Origin of the sequence: Massilia soli, from assembly GCF_016809835.1 — a bacterium.
GTDB lineage: Bacteria > Pseudomonadota > Gammaproteobacteria > Burkholderiales > Burkholderiaceae_D > Telluria_A > Telluria_A soli.
In genome coordinates this window covers 514,248-534,638 of record NZ_JAFBIL020000003.1, presented here as the reverse complement: position 1 = coordinate 534,638, position 20,391 = coordinate 514,248, and the positions used below count along the sequence as shown (strand labels likewise).

15 protein-coding genes and 1 pseudogene are annotated in these 20,391 nt (G+C 63.7%); 11 read left to right on the top strand and 5 right to left on the bottom strand.

Annotation, left to right across the window (positions count from 1 at the left end; all coding sequences use genetic code 11):
* Positions 1 to 214 precede the first annotated feature (214 nt).
* The gene (gene ppnN, locus I4X03_RS09860) at positions 215 to 1,585 is read right to left on the bottom strand and encodes a nucleotide 5'-monophosphate nucleosidase PpnN (protein WP_223468042.1); all 1,371 of its coding nucleotides are present in this window, start codon (positions 1,583 to 1,585) and stop codon (positions 215 to 217) included.
* A gap of 253 nt (positions 1,586 to 1,838) precedes the next feature.
* On the opposite strand from ppnN, the gene I4X03_RS09855 reads away from it, so the two are divergent.
* Positions 1,839 to 3,356, top strand: coding sequence for a peptide MFS transporter (locus I4X03_RS09855; RefSeq protein WP_223468041.1), 1,518 nt, complete (start codon positions 1,839 to 1,841; stop codon positions 3,354 to 3,356).
* Positions 3,357 to 3,406: 50 nt separating this feature from the next.
* On the opposite strand, the gene I4X03_RS09850 is transcribed toward I4X03_RS09855, so the two are convergent.
* Positions 3,407 to 4,309: a LysR substrate-binding domain-containing protein gene (locus I4X03_RS09850; RefSeq protein WP_223468040.1), complete on the bottom strand. Its 903-nt coding sequence runs from the start codon at positions 4,307 to 4,309 to the stop codon at positions 3,407 to 3,409.
* Between the two features lie 104 nt (positions 4,310 to 4,413).
* Between I4X03_RS09850 and I4X03_RS09845 the strand changes: the two genes are divergently transcribed.
* Both I4X03_RS09845 and I4X03_RS09840 read left to right on the top strand, forming a co-directional pair.
* A complete protein-coding gene (locus tag I4X03_RS09845) occupies positions 4,414 to 5,343 on the top strand; it encodes an NAD-dependent epimerase/dehydratase family protein (protein WP_223468039.1) in 930 nt (309 codons plus the stop codon).
* Between the two features lie 94 nt (positions 5,344 to 5,437).
* Positions 5,438 to 7,747 (top strand): annotated as a pseudogene (locus I4X03_RS09840) (penicillin-binding protein 1A); the annotation flags it as partial.
* A 72-nt stretch (positions 7,748 to 7,819) separates the two neighbouring features.
* On the opposite strand, the gene I4X03_RS23315 reads toward I4X03_RS09840, so the two are convergent.
* Positions 7,820 to 8,155: a DUF5335 family protein gene (locus tag I4X03_RS23315; protein ID WP_370660503.1), complete on the bottom strand. Its 336-nt coding sequence runs from the start codon at positions 8,153 to 8,155 to the stop codon at positions 7,820 to 7,822.
* Positions 8,156 to 8,356: 201 nt separating this feature from the next.
* On the opposite strand from I4X03_RS23315, the gene I4X03_RS09830 reads away from it, so the two are divergent.
* The 6 genes from I4X03_RS09830 to I4X03_RS09805 all read left to right on the top strand — a co-directional run bounded on the left by I4X03_RS09830 (position 8,357) and on the right by I4X03_RS09805 (position 17,438).
* Positions 8,357 to 9,349 (top strand): HDOD domain-containing protein, encoded by a 993-nt coding sequence (locus I4X03_RS09830; RefSeq protein ID WP_223468037.1) that lies wholly within the window; start codon positions 8,357 to 8,359, stop codon positions 9,347 to 9,349.
* Positions 9,333 to 10,268: a 5'-nucleotidase gene (locus tag I4X03_RS09825; protein ID WP_223468036.1), complete on the top strand. Its 936-nt coding sequence runs from the start codon at positions 9,333 to 9,335 to the stop codon at positions 10,266 to 10,268. Before I4X03_RS09830 ends, I4X03_RS09825 begins: the two co-directional genes overlap by 17 nt.
* Positions 10,269 to 10,308: 40 nt before the next feature.
* Positions 10,309 to 13,758, top strand: coding sequence for a transcription-repair coupling factor (gene mfd, locus I4X03_RS09820; protein ID WP_223468035.1), 3,450 nt, complete (start codon positions 10,309 to 10,311; stop codon positions 13,756 to 13,758).
* A 2-nt stretch (positions 13,759 to 13,760) separates the two neighbouring features.
* Positions 13,761 to 14,606 carry a phosphoserine phosphatase SerB gene (gene serB, locus I4X03_RS09815; RefSeq protein WP_223468034.1) on the top strand — a complete coding sequence of 282 codons (846 nt, stop codon included), beginning with the start codon at positions 13,761 to 13,763 and terminating at the stop codon, positions 14,604 to 14,606.
* A 113-nt stretch (positions 14,607 to 14,719) separates the two neighbouring features.
* Positions 14,720 to 15,103, top strand: coding sequence for a hypothetical protein (locus I4X03_RS09810; protein ID WP_223468033.1), 384 nt, complete (start codon positions 14,720 to 14,722; stop codon positions 15,101 to 15,103).
* 139 nt (positions 15,104 to 15,242) lie between these two features.
* A complete protein-coding gene (locus tag I4X03_RS09805) occupies positions 15,243 to 17,438 on the top strand; it encodes a hybrid sensor histidine kinase/response regulator (RefSeq protein WP_223468032.1) in 2,196 nt (731 codons plus the stop codon).
* Here the strand turns inward: I4X03_RS09805 and I4X03_RS09800 are convergent.
* Positions 17,404 to 18,174 (bottom strand): DUF72 domain-containing protein, encoded by a 771-nt coding sequence (locus tag I4X03_RS09800; RefSeq protein WP_223468031.1) that lies wholly within the window; start codon positions 18,172 to 18,174, stop codon positions 17,404 to 17,406. The genes I4X03_RS09805 and I4X03_RS09800 overlap by 35 nt on opposite strands.
* 121 nt (positions 18,175 to 18,295) lie before the next feature.
* Between I4X03_RS09800 and trxC the strand changes: the two genes are divergently transcribed.
* Both trxC and I4X03_RS09790 read left to right on the top strand, forming a co-directional pair.
* Positions 18,296 to 18,748 (top strand): thioredoxin TrxC, encoded by a 453-nt coding sequence (trxC, locus tag I4X03_RS09795; protein WP_223468030.1) that lies wholly within the window; start codon positions 18,296 to 18,298, stop codon positions 18,746 to 18,748.
* 24 nt (positions 18,749 to 18,772) lie between these two features.
* Positions 18,773 to 19,132 carry a DUF4870 family protein gene (locus tag I4X03_RS09790; protein WP_223468029.1) on the top strand — a complete coding sequence of 120 codons (360 nt, stop codon included), beginning with the start codon at positions 18,773 to 18,775 and terminating at the stop codon, positions 19,130 to 19,132.
* A gap of 9 nt (positions 19,133 to 19,141) precedes the next feature.
* On the opposite strand, the gene I4X03_RS09785 is transcribed toward I4X03_RS09790, so the two are convergent.
* Complete coding sequence (locus I4X03_RS09785) at positions 19,142 to 20,302, bottom strand: cystathionine beta-lyase (protein ID WP_223468028.1); 1,161 nt, start codon at positions 20,300 to 20,302, stop codon at positions 19,142 to 19,144.
* Positions 20,303 to 20,391: the final 89 nt, after the last annotated feature.

Genomic DNA, 20,391 nt, shown 5'->3' with positions numbered 1-20,391 from the left:
TTTTTTTAGCCGGAATTTTCTAAGCGACGTTTTTCGCGATGAAATATACGACCGCAACGAGCAGTGTACCGAAACCGTACAATTTCCACGTGAGCGTATTGATGGCCTTGAGCAAGTTGGTGCCGCGGGATGCTCATACAACAATGATTGTCGTACGCCCGAAACCTGTCAAGCGACGCACCTTACCAACCGCGCGCCGCATGACCAGCCTCAACTACTGAACAATCCGATAACAAGGAATATACGCCTTGCCCGGCAACTTCATCCGGCTCTGCTCGACAAACGACGTCAGCAGCGCGTCCATCGGCCCCATGATCGCCGGGTCGCCGTGGATTTCGAAATGGCCGAAGGCTTCAATCGCCCGGATTCCCTCGTCCTTGACGTTACCCGCCACAACACCTGAAAACGCGCGCCGCAAATTGGCCGCCAGCTGGTGCTTTTCCTGGTTTTTATGCAGGCTGAGGTTGCGCATGTTTTCATGCGTCGGCTTGAACGGCCGCTGGAACTCCGAATCGATGCGCAGCAGCCAGTTGAAATAATATGCATCGCTGCGCGACTTGCGGTATTCGCGCACTTCCTTGATCCCGGTTTGCATTTCGCGCGCCACCAGTTCAGGGTCGTCGACGATGATCTTGTAGCGCTTTTGCGCCTCTTCGCCGAGCGTTGCGCCGATAAAGTCGTTGATCTGCGCGAAGTAGTCGCGCGAGGTTTCCGGCCCGGTGAAGATCAGCGGGAAAGGCATGTCCGCGTTATCCGGATGCAGCAGGATGCCGAGGATATACAGGATCTCTTCGGCAGTGCCGGCGCCGCCCGGGAACACGATGATTCCGTGGCCGGTACGGACAAATGCTTCGAGGCGCTTTTCGATGTCCGGCATGATGACCAGGTCATTGACGATCGGGTTCGGCGATTCGGCCGCGATAATGCCCGGCTCGGAGATGCCGAGATAGCGCCCGCTGCTGCGGCGCTGCTTGGCATGGCCGATGGTCGCGCCCTTCATCGGGCCTTTCATCGCGCCAGGGCCGCAGCCGGTGCAGATATCCAGGTCGCGCAGGCCGAGCTGGTAGCCAACCTCTTTCGAGTAGTTATATTCGATCCGGTTGATCGAATGGCCGCCCCAGCACACGACCAGGTTTGGATTGCGCTGCGGCTGCAGCACATTCGCATTGCGCATGATGTGGAACACCGCATCGGTAATGCCTTCGGTGCGGTTCAGGTCGAAATTCGGGTTATCGGTGATTTCGCTGCTGATGAAAATGATATCGCGCAGTACCGCAAACAAATGCTCGTGAATCCCTTTGATCATTTTGCCGTCGACGAATGCAATGGCCGGTGCGCCCTTGATCTCAAGCTTGATCCCGCGCTCGCGCTGCACGATGCTGATGTCAAACGATTTAAAACGCTCAAGCAGCTCCTTGCCGTCGTCTATCGAGCTGCCGCAATTGAGCACAGCCAGCGCGCAATTGCGGAAAACCTGGTAAAGGCCGCCCTGGCTGGTATCGAGAAGCTTGACGACTTCGGACTTCGACAGCACTTCAAGCCGGCCTTCCGGTGAAATGAGGGTATCGACAACGTCGTGCTCCATAGTACAGATTCCTTTTTCAATTCAGTGTAAAGATCATTGCCTGCACTCTCAATATACGACAACTGGCGCAAATCGGTGCACGGCATTTGCAAGCCGTGTGGCGGGTAAGTACACGCGGAATACCACAGCGGCCAAAAATTCGCAGAATGTGACGGATTTACATTAAAATGCAGCCCAGTTGGAATTTTCACCCTTTTCGGGCCGGGCTTCCACCGATGATCGTATCAACCATAACCAGTCAGGAGACCCCCGCATGAGCGGAGCCGCAACCACACCACATCAGGAAGTTGTCATTCCCGAGTTCAAGCAGATGATGGGACACCCAGGTCCGCTTTGGATGTTATTCATGACCGAATTCTGGGAGCGCTTTGCTTTCTACGGCATCCGTTGGGCACTTGTACTTTATATCGTCGCTCAGTTCCATGACGGCGCCGGCACCGGCGAAGCCGCGGCCAACCTGACCTACGGTTCCTATCTGGCGCTGGTGTATGCCGGCGCAGTATTCGGCGGCTATGTCGCCGACCGCGTCATCGGCTACCAGCGTTCGATCCTGATCGGCGCGCTGTTCATGGCAGCCGGCCTGTTCGCCATCACGATTCCAGACCCGAAGATCTTCAACCTCGGCCTGGCCACCATCATCGTCGGTAACGGCATGTTCAAGCCGAACATCTCGACCATGGTCGGCAAGCTGTACGCGCTGAACGACACCCGCCGCGATTCGGGCTTCACCATCTTCTACATGGGTATCAATGCCGGCGCGTTCGTCGCACCGATCCTGACCCAGATCCTGGCAGAGAAGATCTTCGGCACCGACGTCGCGCCAGCCTACAAGGTCGTGTTCTTCGCCTCCGGCATTGGCATGCTGATCAGCCTCGTATGGTTCTACATCGGCCGCGCTTCGCTCAAGGGCATCGGCGCGCCGGATGAATCTGGCCAGAGCCGCACCCGCGCCATCATGGTCGCCGTCGGCGCCTTGTTCGTGATCCCGGTTGTGTACTTCCTGCTTGAACTGGGCGCAGCGACGCTTCAGGTCATCCTGACCGTCATGTTCGTGATCCTGGCGCTCATGCTGATGATCGAAGGTATCCGCGACGGCAAGGTCGCACGCGACAAGACCATCGCCATGATGATCATCTTCGCGTTTAACATCCTGTTCTGGATGTTCTTCGAACAGGCAGGCAGCTCGTTCACCTTCCTGGCCGATAACATCGTCGACCGCGTCGGCGCACTGGGCATGGAGGTCTTCCCAACCGCCTGGTTCCAGAGCGTGAACTCGGTCGCCATTATCGTGTGCGCACCGATCATCGCCTGGATCTGGGTTGCGATGGGCCGCAGGAACATCAACCCGTCGATCCCGCGCAAATTCGGCCTCGGCATCCTGTTCAACGCGCTGGCCTTCGGCCTGCTGATGTACGCGCTGTCGTTCCTGGTCGACCCGACCTACGGCAAGATCCCGTTCTGGACCCTGTTCGCGGTCTACTGGATCCAGTCGATCGGTGAGCTGTGCCTGTCGCCGATCGGCCTGTCGATGGTCACCAAGCTGGCGCCAGTGCGCCTGGTTGGCCTGGGCATGGGCGGCTGGTTCCTGTCGACCGGTATCGGCAACAACCTGTCGGGCATCTTCGCCGGCCACGTGAGCGGCACCGAAGGCATGTCGATCGCCTCGGCACTGTCGGGCTATACCTTCGGCTTCTGGGCGCTGCTGATCGGCGGCGTGATCCTGTTCCTGATCGCACCGCTGATCCAGAAACTGATGCACGGCGTGAAGTAAGCGTCAGCACCCGCATCGTCAAAGCGGCGGCCTTCGGGCCGCCGCTTTTTTTATGCGTTCTGCTCCAGCTGGCGGCGCATGTCGTCCATCTCGGCCACCAGCCAGGCGCGGAAACGCTGCACCTTCGGCATGTTCTCCTTGCGCGGATTGACCAGGAAGCGATAGCCGCTCGCAAACGGCGCGCTGCGGCAGTTGATCTGCCTGAGCGATCCTTTCAAGATATCCTGGCAGGCGATCCCGAACGTGACCAGCGCGATCCCCTGCCCGGCGACCGCTGCCTGCGCCAGCACGCCCCAGTGGCTGTACCCGCGCGAGAAATCGTACTTGCCCTTCAGCGCACGGTTCTCGTTGAGCAGCTGTAGCCATGATTCGGTCGACTTCTCGTACAGCAGCGGGAAATCGGGCAGGTCCGCCAGCGTCAGCTCGGCCTGGCCCGGCGCCAGCAGGTCGGGACTGTATACCGCGATCAGGCGCTCGCGGAACAGCAGTGCCGGATCGCCGTCCGTGACGGGGCCGTAACGCACTGCCACGTCGGTGGCGTCGTCGTCCAGGTCGACCTGCGCGTCATTCGAATCGAGGCGGATGTCGAGTTCCGGATACAGCTTGGTAAAGCGGTGCATGCGCGGCACCAGCCACTTGATCGCAAACGAGTGCGTGGTCGAGATGCGCAGTACCGATTCTTCACTGCCGGCCTGCAGGGCGCCGACTTTGGCGCGCAGCTCGCCCAGCATCTTGCTGACCGCAATGGCGAGCTCCTGGCCTTTTTCGGTCAGCGTCACGTGGCGCGGATGACGGACAAACAGCGCGAAACCGAGGTTTTCTTCCAGGTGGCGGATCTGCTGGCTGATCGCGGCTGGCGTCTTGTGCAGCTCCTGGGCGGCCAGCTTGAAACTGCCCCAGCGCGCCGCGCAATCGAAATCGATCATTCCCGACAGGCTGCGGAGCGGCTTCACAGAAGTTCCATGGATAAGTTTTTCTTAGTCATTGCGCAAATTTTTCTCGGTTGATCAATTGCCATCATCAGCAGAAAATATACGCGATCCAACAAGGAAATGCCATGCACAAGAATATATTGGTGATCGGAGGAACGCGCCACGTCGGCAAGCTGCTGGTGCAGAAGCTCGTCAATGCGGGGCACCAGGTCACCATCGCCACCCGTGGCCGCGCACCGGACCCGTTCGGCGCCCGCATCGGCCGCATCAAGGTCGACCGGCGCGATGAGGCGGCCATGCGCCGCGCCTTCGCCGGCATCGAGGGATATGACATCGTGTACGACCAGATGTGCTACAGCCCTGTCGATGCCGCGATCGCCGTCCGGGTATTTGGCGGGCGTGTGAAGCGCTATATCGTTGCGTCGACAGTGGACGTGTACCGCGGCCTGATGGGAAGCCAGAACGAACCGTTTTCCGAGGGCGCCCTGAGTGCCCAGGCGCAGCTGATCGACACGCGCTACCCATGGCACGATCCTTCCCGTGCGGTCGAAAGCTACGTGGCGGGCAAACTGCAGGCCGAAGCTTACCTGCTCCGCGATGGGTCGCTGCCGCTGGTGACCGCGCGGATTGGCCACGTGCTGGCGGGCCCCGACGACTTCACCGGCCGCCTCGCGCATTACGTCGACCTGGTGCGCCTGCGCGCGCCGCTGCGCTACTCGAACGCCGCCGCTGCCAGCTCCTTCATCGACGGGCATACCGCAAGCAGCTTCCTGGCCTGGGCAGGCATGCAAGACTTTACCGGCCCGGTCAACGCGGCCTGCGACGGCGGCATGTCGGCCTTCGACCTGCTGCACCGCGCCGGACGCGCGCTCGACGAACCGGTAACGGCGATACCGGTCGCCAAGCCGTCGTCCGCGGGAGAACTGAGCCCTTTCGATTACCCGCACCCTTTGATGATGGATACCAGCCGCGCCGCACGCCTCGGCTACCGCTTCGGCCACATCGACGAATGGGCCGACGACGTCATCCGCCAGCACGATCTCGCCTTCGTCTGACCTTCGGCACCAGGCAATACGGGGCCGCGTCCAATGAAAAGCGCGGCAAGAGCAATCGACTATAATTCGGCCGATGCGAACTTATCCCCGCCCAATGCATACGCCAACGCCTCGTCCACAACGCGGTGTCATTCTGATTACGCTGATCCTGCTCCTTCTGGCCGGCGTCGCCGCGGCCGGCTGGCTGGTCTGGTCGATTCTCAAGAACGTTCCTGAAATCGATGCGGTCACGGATTACAAGCCCAAGATCCCGCTGCGTATCTACACCGCCGACCAGGTGCTGATCGGCGAGTTCGGCGTCGAGCGGCGCGAGTTTGTGCCGATCGCGCAGATCCCCGACCTGATGAAGAAGGCCGTGCTGGCCATCGAGGACACGCGTTTCTACGAGCATGGCGGCATCGACTGGATCCGCGCGATGGGCGCCGCCAGAGCCAACCTGAAGGGCGGCTTTCGCGAGGGTGCGTCGACCATCACCATGCAGGTCGCGCGCACCTTCTTCCTGTCGCGCGAGAAGCTGGTCTCGCGCAAGCTGACCGAGATTGCGCTCGCGCTGAAGATCGAGAAGGCCCTGTCCAAGGACCGGATCCTCGAGCTGTACATGAACCAGATCTACCTCGGGCAGCGCGCCTACGGATTCTCCAGCGCCGCGCGCGCCTACTTCGGCAAGCCGCTCGACAAGCTGTCGGTAGGCGAGATCGCCATGCTTGCCGGCCTGCCGCAAAACCCGTCGCGGCACAACCCGGCCGTCAACCTGAAGCGCGCCACCCAGCGCCAGCACGCGGTCCTGAAGCGGATGTTCGAGCTCGACTACATTACCGAGGCGCAGTACCGCGAGGCGGTCGACCAGCCGGTGCGTGTCAGGCCGGGCGGCCAGCAATTTGCCACCCGCGCCGACTATGTCGCCGAGCTCGCGCGCCAGGCCGTGTATGAGCAGTTCAAGGACGAGGCTTACACGTCCGGCATCCGCGTGACCACGACGATCCTGTCGAAGGACCAGGATGCGGCCTACGAATCGGTGCGCCGCAACGTGCTCGCCTATGACCAGCGCCATGGCTATCGCGGCCCGGAGGGTTACATCGACCTGCCCGCGGACGCCGCCGAACGCGACATCGCCATCGACGCGGCGCTGCAAAAGCGCCCTTCTTCCGACGGATTGATTCCCGCTGTCGTCACGGCCATGTCGGCGCGCGGGGTCACGGTCGAAACCCAGGGAGGCGACACCCTGGACATCAGCGGCGCCGGCCTGCGCTTCCTGGAACGGGCATTGTCCGACAAGGCAAAGGCCGCGATCAAGCTGCGCCCGGGCGCGCTGGTGCGCGTAATGCAGGACAGCCGCAAAGCGTGGTCGATCGTCCAGGTGCCGATCGTTGCCGCCGCCTTTGTCGCACTTGACCAGGACACCGGCGCCTACCGTGCGATGGTGGGTGGCTTCGACTTCAACCTGCACAAGTTCAACCACGTGACGCAGGCGTGGCGCCAGCCTGGGTCGGCGATCAAGCCGTTCGTGTACTCCGCGGCGCTGGAGAAAGGCTATTCGCCGGGAACATTGATTCTCGACGAGGCGCTCGACCTGCCTGGCGAGAACGCCGGCGCGACCTGGTCGCCGCAGAACGACGACGGCAAGTTCGATGGCATTGTCTCGATGCGCGACTCGCTCGCCGAGTCGAAGAACGTGACCACAGTACGCCTGCTGCGCGCGGTGTCGGTGCCGTATGCGCACGAATATCTCGGCAAGTTCGGTTTCGACATTACGCGCCATCCAAAAAATCTCACGCTCGCCCTCGGCACCGGTGCGGTCACGCCGCTGCAGATGGCTGGCGCCTATGCGGTCTTCGCCAACGGAGGCTATGCGGTGCAGCCGTACCTGATCGCGAAAATCCAGGATGCCAGCGGTGCGGTGATCCAGGAAACGCTCCGCGAACCAGCCCCGCCCGAGACCCAGCGCGTGATCGACCAGCGCAACGCCTTCGTGGTCGACAGCATGCTGCGCGCCGTGACCGCCCACGGCACTGGCGCGGCGGCGGGCGAGCGCCTCGGCCGCCAGGACCTCGCCGGAAAAACCGGCACCACCAACGACGCCTTCGACGGCTGGTTCGCCGGCTATGGAGGCGACGTGGTCGCGGTCGCGTGGATGGGCTACGACGAGCCGAAGTCGCTGGGCGGGCGCGAGTTCGGCGCCACCTTGTCGCTGCCAATCTGGGTCGACTACATGAAAGTGGCGATTGCCAAACGCCCGACGCCGGTGCGCGAGCCGCCCGAGGGCGTCACCGAGGAGGCCGGCGACTGGGTCTATACCGAGTACGCGGAGCTGCCCGACTATAAGCTCATCGACGTGACGCCGCTCCCTGACGCCGTACCGGCAGAATCGGCTGGCGAGCAGGAACCGCCGCCGCTGGAGACGCCGGACGACGAGTTAGCGCGCACGCGAGCCGATCCGCAGGAGGGAGCCGCGCACGTCCCACGTGCGCCCTCCCGCTCAGCGCGGAGCGCCCGAGCCCGGGTCCTGCCGGCGGGCCCCTGCGGCAAGCTGCGGGTCGGGCAGCGTCAAGGGATCGCGCAGCTTGATGATCTGTTCAACGCCGTCGCTGTCCAACACCATGATGCTGTTGAGGCTGATGCCGTCCCGATCGATCCAGATCTCGTGCACGTGGGAAATGTTGTGCTCCCAGCGCTCCAGCATAATTTCCAGCATGTCGCTCTTATGGTCGTATGTGATGCCATGTAACGGCGCGAATCGGGACGCCACCTGGGCGCCCAATTCCAGCGATTCCACGTCGATTTCCGCCTGCTTGCCGGCCAATACCTTGGACATGGAATCGAAATACGCCGCCCACGCCTCTTTCTCCAGTTTCTCGATGCTCATGGTGACCTCCTTGTGTCGCACCTGCAGCTAACCCTTCGACCAGCGAACGGGCAGAAAATTCCACGCCCGCGCAAGAGAGGCGCCCGGCTGGCGCCGCACCCGTAGGGTAGAATTGCCCCTGGATACACGCGCACAGATGCCCCGATGATCATGACCTGGATTTCCCGCCTGTTTGGCGCCGCGCCGGCGGCCGGCACCGCGCAGCCCGGCGCGCCAGCCCAGCCGGCCGCGCCCGATCGCCAGGGGGCGCCGCAGTTCGCCATGCCGCCGGCCACCATCGACGCGATGTTCTACCGCTGGATGACCGGCGCGGACGCGCACGACGCCGCGCCTGGCACCGGCCGGCTGGTGCTTGACGAGCTTGCCCGCCTGGTCGACTCGCCCTCCATCGGCGCCAGCCTGGTGCCACGCGTGCCCGCCGTCATTCCCCAGCTGCTGCGCAGCCTGCGCGACGCCAGCATCACCAGCGCGGACCTGGCGCGCCAGCTGTCGCAGGATGTGGTGCTGGTTGCCGAAGTCATCCGCGAGGTCAACAGTCCCTACTACCATCCGACCGCGCCGGTTCGCAACCTGGAAGGCGCGGTGATGCTGCTGGGCGAAAACGGCCTGCGCATGCTGCTCGCGCGGGTGTCGTTTCGCCCGATCATCAGTATGCAAACAGGCAACTACGCACGCATGGTCGCGCCGCAGGTGTGGCGCCAGTCCGAGCACTGTGCGCTGGCCGCCAGCCTGCTGTCCACGCGCATTGGCGTCAATCCGTTCGAGGCCTATCTCGCCGGCCTGATGCAGAACGTCGGGCTGATCGTCGCGTTCCGCCTGATCGACCAGCTCTCGGCCGATCAGTCGCTGCCCTATTCGGGCGACTTTTGCGAAAGGCTGTTCGGCGATGCCCGTATCCTGTCGAGCCGCATCGCCACGCTGTGGGACTTCCCGCAGCCGGTGGCGGCGGCGATCGAAGGCGCCGGCCGGCCCGATGCCGATGGCCTGGCGCAGGCACTGGCCTATGGCGACCAGATCGCCAAGCTGCGCATGATGGTCGACGCCGGACAGCTGGAGGCGGCCATCGCCGACGCGATGGGGCCGGCCGCGCGCGATGTATTCGATAAAATCAAAACCGAGGAAGCACATGGCGTTTCAGATTGAGCACAAACTGGTGATTGGCGTCGCCTCGAGCGCGCTGTTCGACCTGTCCGGTTCGCACCAGGTCTACCTGGACAGTGGCCCCGAAGAGTACCGCAAGCACCAGGAACAGAACCTCGACGTCATCCTCGGCAAGGGCGTCGCCTTTCCCTTCATCCGCCGCTTCCTGAACATCAACAAGTGCTTTCCCGGGCAGACTCCGGTCGAAGTCGTCCTGTTTTCGCGCAATTCCCCCGAGACCGGCCTGCGCGTGATGCGCTCGATCGCCCACTACGGGCTGGACATCTCGCGCGCCGCCTTCATGACCGGCCAGTCGCCCTATACTTACCTCCCGGCCTTCAACGCCTCGCTGTTCTTGTCGGCCAACGAAGACGACGTGCGCAAGGCCATCGACGCCGGCTACCCGGCCGGGCTGGTGCTGCCCTCGAAAATCAGCGACGACGATGACGACATCGAGCTGCGCGTCGCCTTCGACTTCGACGGGGTGCTGGCCGACGACGAATCCGAGACCGTCTTCAAGCACAACGGGCTTGACCAGTTCCACGCCCACGAAACCGAGAACATGGCGGTGCCACACCAGCCTGGCCCCTTGGCCGACATGTTCCAGAAGCTGGCGCTGATGCAGCGGATCGAGGAGCGCATGCAAAAGCGCGACCCCGGCTACCGCAAGGTGCTGCGCATCGCCATCATCACCGCCCGCAGCGCGCCGTCGCACGAACGGGTCGTCACCACGCTCAAAAGCTGGGGCGTGTCGGCCAACGAGACGTTTTTCCTGGGCGGGATGAACAAAACCCGTGTGCTGTCGGTGTTCAAGCCGCATATCTTCTTCGACGACCAGCTGACCCACCTCGAATCGTCCCCCAGCGGTACCATCCCGATGGTTCACGTGCCGTTCGGCGTCGCCAACCGGGGCCAGATATAATGACACCCCACTCTCGCACCCATGAAAAGCCGTCGCCTGCATGCCTTTCGATTTAAAGAAATCACTTCCTAAAACCGGCACCCGGTTTGCGCTGCCAACCCTGTTCGGCTCATCGGATGCGTACGCGCTGTCGGTTGCCGCGCTTGAACTCAAGGCTTCCAGGCAGATGCTCGCCGTCGTGGTGGCCAATGCCAGCGACGCCCAGCGCCTGCTCGACGAGATTCCATGGTTCGCCGAAGGGAAGCTGGCCTGCCATTTGCTGCCGGACTGGGAGACCCTGCCCTACGACGCGTTCTCGCCGCACCAGGACCTGGTCTCCGAGCGCCTGGCGACGCTGCACGAGATCCAGAACGGCCAGTGCGACGTCCTGATCGTCCCGGCCACCACGGCGCTGGTGCGGCTGGCACCGCCGTCGTTCCTGGCCGCCTACACCTTCTTCTTCAAGCAGGGCGAAAAGCTCGACGAGGCGCGCCTGAAATCGCAGTTGACGCTGGCCGGCTACACCCACGTGTCGCAGGTGATGTCGCCGGGCGAATACTCGGTGCGCGGCGGCCTGATCGACCTGTTCCCGATGGGTTCCGTGCTGCCGTACCGGCTCGACCTGTTCGGCGACGAGATCGAGACCATCCGCACCTTTGACGCCGACACCCAGCGCTCGCTCTACCCTGTGCGCGAGGTGCGCCTGCTGCCGGGCCGCGAATTCCCGATGGACGAAGCGGCGCGCACCGCCTTCCGCAGCCGCTGGCGCGAACGCTTCGAGGGCGATCCATCGCGCTCGGTGGTCTACAAGGACATCAGCAGCGGCATCGCCTCGGCCGGCATCGAATACTACCTGCCGCTGTTCTTCGAGCAGACCGCGACCCTGTTCGACTACCTGCCGCAAGGGGCCAGCCTGGCGCTGGTCGGCGACATCGACGCGGCCATCAAGCGCTTCACGCTGGATACCGAGTCGCGCTTCCGCTTCCTGAAATCCGACCGCGACAGGCCGATCCTGGGCCCGGACGAACTATTCCTCAGCGACGAAGCCTTCTTCACGCTGGCCAAGCCATACGGCCGCCTGGCGATTTCGAAGGACAACGACGGCCAGGCCTCGGAACTGTCGGCGCCGATCCCCAACATCGCGGTCAACCGCCGCATGGACGATCCGCTGGCCAACCTGCGCTCCTACCTCATGCAAGGCAGCGGGCGCCGCGTGATGATCTGCGCCGAGTCTAACGGCCGCCGCGAGACGCTGCAGCAGTACTTCGCCGAATACCAGCTGCAGCTCACGCCAGTGGAGGGCTTTGAAGGCTTCCTGCAGTCGGACGCCAAGCTTGCCCTCGGCGTGGCGCCGCTGCAGCAGGGCTTCGAACTGGTGGAAACCCGCGCCGGCGACCTGGTGTTCATCACCGAGACCGAACTGTATGCGGGCTCGGGCCGCCGCGTCGGCAAGAAGAAGCAGGAAGCCACCACCCAGGTCGAGGCGATGGTGCGCGACCTGTCGGAACTGAAGATCGGCGACCCGGTCGTCCACATCAACCACGGCATCGGGCGGTACATGGGCCTGACCAGCATGGACCTGGGCGAAGGCGAAACCGAGTTCCTGCACCTCGAATATGCGAAGGACACCAAGCTATACGTCCCGGTGTCGCAGCTGCACGTGATCTCGCGCTACTCGGGCGGTTCCGCCGACGACGCGCCGCTGCATTCGCTCGGCTCGGGCAACTGGGAAAAGGCCAAGCGCAAGGCCGCCGAGCAGGTGCGCGACACCGCAGCCGAACTGCTCAACATCTATGCGCGCCGGGCCGCGCGCCAGGGCCACGCATTCGAATACTCGTCGCACGACTACCAGAACTTCGCCGACAGCTTCGGCTTCGATGAAACACCCGACCAGCTCGAGGCGATCAACAACGTCATCAAGGATATGACCTCGGGTAAGCCGATGGACCGCCTGGTATGCGGCGACGTCGGTTTCGGCAAGACCGAAGTCGCGCTGCGCGCCGCCTTCATCGCCGTCATGGGCGGCAAGCAGGTGGCGATTCTCGCGCCGACCACGCTGCTGGCCGAGCAGCATGCCCAGACCTTCGCCGACCGCTTTGCCGACTGGCCGGTGCGGATCGCCGAACTGTCGCGCTTTCACACCGGCAAAGAGATCACCGCGGCGATCAAGGGCATGGCCGACGGCACCCTCGACATCATCATCGGCACCCACAAGCTGCTGTCCGCCGACGTCAAGTTCGAGCGCCTTGGCCTCGTCATCATCGACGAAGAACACCGCTTCGGCGTGCGTCAGAAGGAAGCGCTGAAGGCGCTGCGCGCCGAAGTCGACGTGCTGACCCTGACCGCGACGCCGATCCCGCGCACGCTCGGCATGGCGCTCGAAGGCTTGCGCGATTTCTCGATCATCGCCACCGCGCCGCAAAAGCGCCTGGCGATCAAGACCTTTGTGCGCAGCGAAGACGGCTCGATCATCCGCGAAGCCTGCCTGCGCGAACTCAAGCGCGGCGGCCAGATCTATTTCCTGCACAACGAGGTCGAAACCATCCAGAACCGCCTGGCGATGCTGACCGAACTGCTGCCCGAGGCGCGCATCGGCGTGGCGCACGGCCAGATGCACGAGCGCGACCTGGAAAAGGTCATGCGCGACTTCGTGGCCCAGCGCTTTAACATCCTGCTGTGCACCACCATCATCGAAACCGGCATCGACGTGCCGACGGCGAACACCATCATCATGCACCGCGCCGACAAGTTCGGCCTGGCGCAGCTGCACCAGCTGCGTGGCCGGGTCGGCCGCTCGCACCACCAGGCCTACGCTTATCTGATGGTGAACGACGTCAGCAGCCTGACCAAACAGGCGCAGCGCCGCCTCGACGCGATCCAGCAGATGGAAGAACTGGGCAGCGGCTTCTTCCTGGCGATGCATGACCTGGAAATTCGCGGCGCTGGCGAAGTGCTGGGCGAGAACCAGTCCGGCGAAATGCTGGAAGTGGGCTTCCAGCTGTATTCGGACATGCTGAACGAGGCGGTGCGCTCGCTCAAGGCAGGCAAGGAGCCCGACCTGGCCGCGCCGCTCGCCACCACCACCGAGATCAACCTGCACGTTCCCGCGCTGCTGCCGGCCGACTTCTGCGGCGACGTGCACGAACGCCTGTCGATCTACAAGCGGCTGGCCAACTGCCAGCAGCCCGAGCGCATCGACGACATGCAGGAAGAACTGATCGACCGCTTCGGCAAGCTGCCGGACCCGGTCAAGGCCTTGATCGAAACGCATCGCCTGCGCATTGCAGCGAAAGCGGTCGGCATCGTCAAGATCGACGTGCATGCGGAAGCGGCCAGCCTGCAGTTCATGGTCAATCCGCCGATCGAATCGATCCGCATCATCACCCTGATCCAGAAGAACCGCCACATCAAGCTCGCGGGCCAGGACAAGCTGCGCATCACCGCCAGCATGCCCGATCTTGCGGCGCGCGTGAACCAGGTCAAGCAGACCATCAAACAACTCCTGACATGAACATGAACCTGGTATTACAAGGGCCGCGCGCGGACCGCGCCGCCCTCGAACGCATCGCCGCGCTTGCCGCACCGGCACGCACTGTCGTGCTGGGCGAACAGGCGATCCGCTGCGAGCAGTTCGGCTATTCGCTGGAACTGAAACAGGCCATCGAACTGGCCGCCCACGCCGCACAGGTCGATGCGACCTTCATCGCGCCCGGCCGCACCCTCGCCGATTTCAGCCTGGTGGCGATGGACATGGACTCAACGCTGATCACGATCGAATGCATCGACGAGATCGCGGACATGCAAGGCCTCAAACCCCAGGTCGCGGCGATCACGGAAGCGGCGATGCGCGGCGAGCTCGATTTCGCCGATAGCCTGACACGCCGGGTCGCCCTGCTCGGCGGCCTGGACGCGTCGGCACTGGAACGGGTGTACGCAGAGCGCCTGCAGATCTCGATGGGCGGCGAACGCATGCTTTCAGCGGTGAAAGCAGCGGGCCTGAAGACGCTGCTGGTGTCGGGCGGCTTTACCTTCTTCACCGAGCGCCTGCAACAGCGCCTGGGCCTCGATTTCATCCACGCCAACGCGCTGGAGATCGTCGACGGCAAGCTCACTGGCCGGGTGGTGGGCGGCATCGTCGACGCCGCCGAGAAGCAGCGCACGGTCGAGCGCATCTGCGCGCAGCTTGGCGTGAGCCCGGACCGCGCGATCGTCATGGGCGACGGCGCCAACGACCTGCAGATGATGAAAGTGGCCGGCCTGTCGGTGGCGTTTCGCGCCAAGCCAGTGGTCTACCAGCAGGCCGACGTGGCCCTCAATTTCAGCGGCCTGGATGGCTTGCTGACTATTCTGGCGCAATGATGCCGGCGTGCTCGGCACGTTTCACTGTTGTTTCGCGTTGTAACAGAAGGTAATCGGCAAGCGAAGCGCGGCAAAATTACCTATGATGTGGTATCCAGCAGGAGGACCGCGCCATGAGAACAATTATCGTCATTACAGCCGCGGCCATGCTCGCCGGCTGCGCTTCAAGCCCACGCCAGCAGTACGGCAGCAACTACCCGGCTCCGGCCGACCCATCCCAGTGGCGGGTTGTTTCCGTGACCCCAGTTCCGCCGGGTACCGGTGCGCGCGTTGCCGCGAACTCGCCGGATGGCGCGCGGGTGGAATATTCGTCCGCGCCAGCGTATGCCACCCAGCCGGTGTATGTACCGCAGCCGGTATATGTTCCTCCGCCAATTTACGCACCGCAGCCGTCGTATTACTATCCACCGGTATCGCTGAGCCTTGGCTTCGTTTTCGGCCGCCACTGGGGCAGCAGCGGGCGACATCGCGGGCATCACGGCAGGCGTCACCGCTAGGCAGAATATTTATGTCGGGGAATTGTCTTCCGAGTAACAACATGAAATAATCAGGGGCCGGAAATCGGCCCCTGTTACGTTTACCTCAAGGAAGCAGTTTGCCGATGTCAAGAACGCCACAGAAGCGCGAGCCGAACGCATGAAACTTCGCGCACATTACTTCCTCCTCGCGTTTTGCATCGTCATCCCGGTCGCCATCTGCTGCTTTATCGCCCTTAACATGTTGAGCCATGCTCAGCGCGACTCAGCCATCCAGCGCATCAACGAAAGCGCCCGCCTGACAGCGATGGTGATCGACGCCGATATCGAGCGCGCCACCGCGGTGCTGAAGGTGCTGGGCCGATCGCAGTCGCTCGGCGCCGGGTCGCTGGAGCGTTTTCATGCCGATGCAAGTGCCGCCAACGCTGGCCCCGGCGCCTGGATCATCCTGTACGACCTGAACGGCCAACAGCTGGTCAATACGCGCCATCCTTTTGGCCGGTCATTACCCAAGCGCCACGACCCCGTGCAAATCAACGCCTTGCTGGCAAGCGGCAAGGCTAACGTCAGCGGGATCCGCTGGGGCAACGAACTCAAGAATAATTTCGTGATGGTCGAGCGCGCCATCACCGCCCCTTCGGGCGAGCGCTACATCATCGGGCAGGCCTTCTCGCCGAAGTTCTTCTCGCACGCATTTGCTGGGAGCGCGATTCCGGCCAGCTGGCTGATTGGCATTTTTGATACCAATGGCGTGTTCATCGCACGCCGCTACGACGACGAAAAATACGTCGGCAAGAAGGTCTCGCCGAAGGCGCTGGCCACTTTCAACGCCACCGCCAGCGGCAGCCTGCCCAGCACCACCCCCGAAGGCACCCCGCTGTACAACGCCTTCACGCATTCGCGTTTGTCGGGCTGGACCATCGCCATCGGCGCGCCGGCCAGCGAGCTCGATGCCGCGGTCTGGAACGGCATCGGCGTTGTCGCGATCGGCCTGCTGATAGCGATCCTTGGCGCGCTGACGCTGACGATGATGACAGGGCGGCGCCTGGTCGCCTTTATCCGGCGCGCCTCGGACGCCGCGCGGTCGCTGGGCCGCGGCGATACGGTCGCCACGCTGCCGCCGTCGATCATCGACGAACTCGACGAACTCAATGTCGCCATCATGGATGCCAGCCGCCGGCTGCAATCGGAAATGCGCTCGCGCGCGGACGCCGAGAGCGACCGCAATACCTTGCTGGTGCTCGAAAAGAGCGCACGCGCCAAGGCCGAACAACAGAACGATGCGAAGGATGAATTCCTGGCGATGCTCGGACACGAGCTGCGCAACCCGCTCAGCGCCGTCACCAGCGCGGTCAGCATCCTGGAAAGCGGCCGGCCACTGGGCGACGACGTGGTGAAACGTACCCACGGGGTGTTGCGGCGCCAGACCGACCACCTGCGCAAGCTGGTCGACGATTTGCTGGAAGTAAACCGCGCCTTGATGGGCAAGCTCACGCTTGAAAAGATGCCGACCGACCTGGCCGAGGCGATGCAGCGCTCGGTCGATACGCTGCAAGCTGGCGGAAGGACCGAAGGCTTCGAGGTGCGCGTCTCGACCGAACCGACCCAGGTGCTGGCCGATCCGACCCGTTTGCTCCAGGTGATCGACAATATTCTCGACAACGCCATCAAGTACAGCCCGGCGGGCGGCCTGATCGAAGTGTCCGTGCGGACGCACGACGGCCAGGCCGAACTGCAGGTGCGCGATGCAGGCCTGGGTATCGACGCGGAATTGCTGCCAAGCGTGTTCGACGTGTTCGTGCAGGGCGCCCAGACGCTGCAGCGCGCGCAGGGCGGGCTGGGAATCGGCCTGTCGCTGGTGCGACGGCTGGTGGGCCTGCATGAAGGCAGCGTGACAATCGCCAGCGCTGGCACCGGCCAGGGCTGTGTCGTCACGGTGCGCCTGCCGCTGCTCGACGGCGGCGCCGGCATGGCGCCGGGTAGCGCCGCCGCGGTCGTCGCCAGCGGCCGGCGCGTGCTGCTGATTGAAGATAACGTGGATGCGCGCGAGATGATGGCCATGCTGCTGGAGCTGCGCGGCTGCGTGGTCGATTCGGCCGAAAGCGGGCCCGCCGGGATCGCGCTGGCGCTCGCGCAGCAGCCCGAGATCGCGCTGATCGACATCGGGCTGGAACAGATGGACGGGTACGCGGTGGCGCGCGCGCTGAGGGCCGAGCCGCGCACCGCCAGCATCGTGCTGGTGGCGTTGACCGGCTATGGTTCCGAGGCCGACCGCCAGCGCGCCTTTGATGCCGGCTTCGACCACCACTGCACCAAGCCGATCAAGCTCGAGGAACTGGACGCGATCCTGGCGTGACCCGCAGCGCGTCGACCAGCGCCAGGGCGTTCGGCACCGATGCCCCTGACGCCGTGTTATCGAAGATACACCAGACATCCCTGCCCGCCTTGGCATGACCCGCCATGTTGCGGCCCAGTTCGTCAAGATAGTCGTCCGAGTAGGACGAGTAATAGATCCTTGGCGAACCATGCAGGCGCACATAGATGTCGGCGCTGGTTGGCTCATGCGCACCTGGCTGGCCCTTGGCCGGGTCGGCGATCCCCCGGGTGATGTTGCGCGCCGCCAGCAGCGCCGTCGCTTCGGGCGCAAACCATCCCGGGTGGCGCGCCTCGCAGGCGATCATGCAGCCGAACATGGCGGCGGCACGGTCGAAGAAATCGGCGGCGACCCCGGCGTCGAAAGCGAGCTTCGGCGGCAGCTGCAACAGCAGGCAGCCCAGCTTGCCTCCCAGCGCCGACACTTCCGATGCGAACTGCGCCAGCGGAACGGCGATGTCGCGTAAGCCGGCGTCGTGGCTGATGGTGCGCGGCAGCTTGACCGAGAAGCGAAAGTCGTCCGGAACGCTGTCGGCCCAGCGCGCATAGGTCTGGGGACGATGCGGCCGGTAGAACGAGGAATTGATCTCGACGCCGCCGAACACCCTCGCGTAGCGCTCCAGGTGGCTGCCCTCGCCGGGAAATGCCGCCGCTGCGCCGCGTGGAATGGTCCAGCCGGCGCAGCCGATCCTGCAGATGCCTGTTCTGTTTTCTGTCATGGCGCCAGTCTGAACTTTGCCCTTGCCGGGTTCTGTACGACTGCGCACCTAGCGGGACAGCATGCACGCCGATCTGTCATACAATGGCAATATTGACCACATTTTGCAGCGGGAGGAATCCATGAATGAACCACTACACATCGTCTGCCCTCACTGCGACGCAGTCAACCGTCTCGCCCAGGAGCGCTTGAGCGACCAGCCCACCTGCGGCAAGTGCACGCGCGAACTGTTCATGGCCAAGCCGCTCGATGTCTCGAGCGCACGCTTCGCCAAGCACATCGGACGCAGCGACATTCCCGTGCTGGTCGATTTCTGGGCGCCGTGGTGCGGGCCGTGCCGGACCATGGCGCCGGCCTACCAGCAAGCGGCGCAGCGGCTCGAACCGATGGTGCGGCTGCTGAAAGTGGACACCGAAAGCGCTCCCGACGTGGGCGAGCGCTTCAATATCCGCTCGATCCCGACGCTTGCGCTGTTCCGCAATGGCCGCGAGGTCGCGCGCCAGCCAGGGGCGATGGATGCCGGCGGCATCGTCGCCTGGACCCAGGCCCAGCTGCAGGCAAGTACAACCCGATAACAATTTCAGTAAAAGGAGCCGCACATGTCACAACAACTCGTACTCGACGACACATCCGACGCCAAGAACCTGGCGCGCATCCTCTACATTGCGCACGGCATCACCTTCTTCTTTTCGCTGGGCATGCTGTCGATCCTGCCGGTGATCGTCAACCACATCAAGCGGCCGGATACGGCGGGCTCGCTGGTGCACAGCCACCACACGTGGATGATCCGCACGTTCTGGTATTACCTGGCGTGGATGGCGCTGGGATGGGTGTTGTTTGCAACGATTATCGGGCTGCCGCTGGCGTTCGTGATCTGGGGCGCGGCGTGGATCTGGCACGCTTACCGGCTGATCCGCGGGTTCATCGACCTGAACAACAACAAGGCCGAGTACGTCTAACGGCCAGCCTTACAGGGCCGAGAGCGCCTGCGCGATGTCGGCGATCAGGTCGTCCGTGTCTTCCAGGCCGATGTTGAAGCGCACCAGGGTGCCGCCGTCATGCCAGTCGCGGCGCATCGTCTGGATGCGGTACGGCATCACCAGGCTGTTGGCGCCGCCCCAGCTGTAGCCGAGGCCGAACAGCGAAAGGCTGTCGACGAAGCGGTCGGTCTGCTCTTCGCTGTAGCGCGCATCGAACAGCACCGAGAACAGGCCGCCGGCGCCGGTAAAATCACGCTTCCATGTGGCGTGGCCCGGGCAGTCTTCAAACGCCGGATGCAGCACCCGGGTGATCTCCGGGCGCGCCTTCAGCCATGCCGCCACTTTGCGGGCGCTGGCGTCATGCGCTTCAAAGCGCAGCTTCATGGTCGGCAAACCGCGCATGACCAGGAAGGCGTCGTCGGCGCTGACACCCATGCCAAGGCGCATGTGCGCCACCGCCAGGCGCTCGTTCAAGGCGGCGTCGCGCGTGACTAGCGAACCCATCAGCACATCCGAGCCGCCCGACTGGTATTTGGTCAGCGCCTGCATGACGATGTCCACGCCCATGTCGAAGCCGCGCAGCGCGAGGCCGGCGGACCAGGTATTGTCCAGCGCGACCAGCACGCCGCGCGCGTGCGCCGCCTCGCAGATCGCCGGCAGGTCCGGCACTTCCATCGATACCGAGCCGGGCGCCTCGGCCCAGATCAGTCTCGTGTTCGGCTGGATCAGGCCGGCGATGCCGGCGCCGATCATCGGGTCGTAGTAGCGCGCAGTAATGCCGAAATCGTTAGAGAGCCACTTGCCGAGTTCACGGTTGGGGTTGTAGACGTTTTCCGGCAGCAGCACATCATCGCCAGTCTTGAGCAGCGCGAAGTCGACAATCGCGATCGCGGCCAGGCCGCTCGGGGCCAGCAGGCAGTGGGTGCCGCCTTCGAGCTCGGCCAGGCGGGCTTCAAGCGTGAAGGTGGTTGGGGTGCCGTGCAGGCCGTAGGTGTAGGCGGTCTTGTTTTTCCAGTCGCCGGAGCGCATCGCGGCGACGTTCTTGAACAGGACCGTGGAGGCGTGGTGAATGGCTGGCGGGTAGGCGTCAAAGCCCTCCGGAGCCGTGTAGTCCGGGTGGATCAGCTGGGTCTGGAGGGATTTTTTCATGAGCCGACGGTTGAATTCGGCGGATGCGCTCCGCTTATCCGCCCTACGGTTCGGCTATCGTAGGGCGGATAAGCGAAGCGCATCCGCCG

Excerpts from the sequence above, each read along its gene's own strand:
- I4X03_RS09830 (WP_223468037.1), top strand. The coding sequence starts at position 8,357 with ATGACCTGGATTTCCCGCCTGTTTGGCGCCGCGCCGGCGGCCGGCACC.
- ppnN (WP_223468042.1), bottom strand. The coding sequence starts at position 1,585 with ATGGAGCACGACGTTGTCGATACCCTCATTTCACCGGAAGGCCGGCTT.
- I4X03_RS23315 (WP_370660503.1), bottom strand. The coding sequence starts at position 8,155 with ATGTCCAAGGTATTGGCCGGCAAGCAGGCGGAAATCGACGTGGAATCG.
- serB (WP_223468034.1), top strand. The coding sequence starts at position 13,761 with ATGAACCTGGTATTACAAGGGCCGCGCGCGGACCGCGCCGCCCTCGAA.
- I4X03_RS09790 (WP_223468029.1), top strand. The coding sequence starts at position 18,773 with ATGTCACAACAACTCGTACTCGACGACACATCCGACGCCAAGAACCTG.
- I4X03_RS09810 (WP_223468033.1), top strand. The coding sequence starts at position 14,720 with ATGAGAACAATTATCGTCATTACAGCCGCGGCCATGCTCGCCGGCTGC.
- I4X03_RS09785 (WP_223468028.1), bottom strand. The coding sequence starts at position 20,302 with ATGAAAAAATCCCTCCAGACCCAGCTGATCCACCCGGACTACACGGCT.
- I4X03_RS09855 (WP_223468041.1), top strand. The coding sequence starts at position 1,839 with ATGAGCGGAGCCGCAACCACACCACATCAGGAAGTTGTCATTCCCGAG.
- I4X03_RS09805 (WP_223468032.1), top strand. The coding sequence starts at position 15,243 with ATGAAACTTCGCGCACATTACTTCCTCCTCGCGTTTTGCATCGTCATC.
- I4X03_RS09845 (WP_223468039.1), top strand. The coding sequence starts at position 4,414 with ATGCACAAGAATATATTGGTGATCGGAGGAACGCGCCACGTCGGCAAG.
- I4X03_RS09825 (WP_223468036.1), top strand. The coding sequence starts at position 9,333 with ATGGCGTTTCAGATTGAGCACAAACTGGTGATTGGCGTCGCCTCGAGC.
- mfd (WP_223468035.1), top strand. The coding sequence starts at position 10,309 with ATGCCTTTCGATTTAAAGAAATCACTTCCTAAAACCGGCACCCGGTTT.
- trxC (WP_223468030.1), top strand. The coding sequence starts at position 18,296 with ATGAATGAACCACTACACATCGTCTGCCCTCACTGCGACGCAGTCAAC.
- I4X03_RS09800 (WP_223468031.1), bottom strand. The coding sequence starts at position 18,174 with ATGACAGAAAACAGAACAGGCATCTGCAGGATCGGCTGCGCCGGCTGG.